Source organism: Micromonospora sp. NPDC005197 (genome assembly GCF_040608295.1).
Lineage (GTDB): Bacteria > Actinomycetota > Actinomycetes > Mycobacteriales > Micromonosporaceae > Micromonospora.
In genome coordinates, this window is record NZ_JBEXHY010000265.1 from 1 (window position 1) to 1,840 (window position 1,840).

General features: G+C 75.4%; 1 protein-coding gene. It reads left to right on the plus strand.

The features are described from left to right. Positions 1-16: 16 nt before the first annotated feature. Positions 17-1,840 (plus strand): hypothetical protein (locus ABZU46_RS31710; RefSeq protein ID WP_354863369.1); only part of this gene is annotated, 1,824 nt, incomplete at its 3' end.

Sequence of the window (1,840 nt, forward strand, 5' to 3'; positions counted from 1 at the left end):
GGTCCAAGGGCGGCACGTGGACCCGGACGAGACCGCAGTGCTGGTCCGCGAGGGGCTCGGCGGCCCGGTCGACGGTCTGACGATCGGCGCGCTGTGGCGGATCAGCCAGGGCAACCCGCTCTTTTTGCGCGAGGCGCTCCGGTGCGGGTTGCGCGACGGTGGCCTCGTCCAGCGCGACGGGATGTGGACGTGGCCCGCCGAGTCGCTGTGCTCCACACACCTGTCCGACCTCATCGAACAGACCCTCGGCACGCTCAGCCCGGAGGAGGCCGAGGCGTTGCGGTACGTCGCGCACGCCGAGCCGGCTCCGCTGGCGCTGATCGAGCGGACCGTCGACCCGCCCGTCGCGGAACGGCTCGAGGAGCGCGGCCTGATCCGCCTGGTCCGGCATGACACGGGCGTGCTGGTGCAGACCGGCCATCCGCTGTACGCCGAGGTGGTCCGCAACCGCACCGGGGAGCTGCGGGCCCGCCGGCTGCGCCGGACCCTGGCCGAGGCGCTGGCGGGCGTCGACGGCGGCGGCACCGAGGACCGGGCACGGATCGCGGCCTGGCGCTGCGAGGCCGATCTGCCGGTCGATCCGGACGACCTGCTGGCCGCGTCGGAGTACGCGCTGCGCCGCCACGACGCGGCGCTGGCCGAGCGGCTGGGCCGGAGGGTCGACTCGGCGCGGGGCGACTGGCAGGTGGGCCGGGCGTTGGTGGCTCAGGGGCGCGGCGACGAGGCCGACCGGCACCTGGCCCGCGCCGCGGCCGACCTCGACGACGTGCGCGACCGTGCCGAGGCGACGGCGCTGCGGGCGCTGAACATGTACTGGGGTGACCGACGGCCCGACCGCGCCCGCGAGGTGATCGACGCGGGCCGTCACGACCTGCCCGCCGACGCGCTCGCCGGGTTGCTCGCGGCGGAGGTGGGGATCGCGGCGTTCGGCGGCGACGCGGGGGGCGCGCGTGCCCTGATGGCACGCCTGGCCGCCGACCGGCCCCGGGACCCGCTGCTGGCGACGGCCGTCGCGGCGTTGCTGCCGTACCTGCTGCTGTTCGACGGGCAGCCGGGGCAGGCGGTGCGGATGTTCGACACCGGAGAGGTCGACATCCCGGAGACCTGGCCGACGATGCGTGCCGCGACGCAGGCCTGCCACGTGCAGGCCCTGCTGCTGTCCGGGCGACTGCACGACGCCGAGCGGCTGGCCCAACGCTACTACCGGGACGCGGTCACGCGGGGCGCGGCGGACGCGGTCGGGCTGCTCGCCTTCTCACTGGGCAAGTGCGCCTACCACGCCGGGCAGATGCGGCGGTCGATGCGCTGGCTGCACGAGGCGCGGACCCTCACCGCCGACCGTACGCTGTTTCCGATCCGCGACTACGTGCTGTCGGCGAACGCGTACGTGGCGGCGCAGTTGGGTGAGCTGGCGGAGAGCGGGAGGTTGTTGCGGCAGCTCTTCGACGATCGCACCGACGGCGACGGCCCGCACGGCGGCGGCCTGGTGGCCATCGACGCCGAGCTGACCGCGGCCTGGCTGACCGCCGCGGAGGGCCACCCGGCGACGGCCGTCGCGACGCTGCGGGAGTTGCAGGGGCGTGCCGGGCAGGCGACGACGGTCACGGTCGAGTGCCTGCACCTGCTGTCTCGCCTGGAGCCCGGCACCGCGACCGCCGAGCGGCTGTGCACGGTCACCGCTGACTGTGACAGTCCACTGTTCGCGCTGTGGTCCGAGTACGCCCACGCGCTCGCCGCCGACGACCCGGCCGCGCTGGAACGCGTCGGCAGCGCCCTGGAGGCCAGCGGCTACCTGACGCTCGGGCTGGAGGCCGTGGTCGCCGCCGAGAGGGCGTGCCAC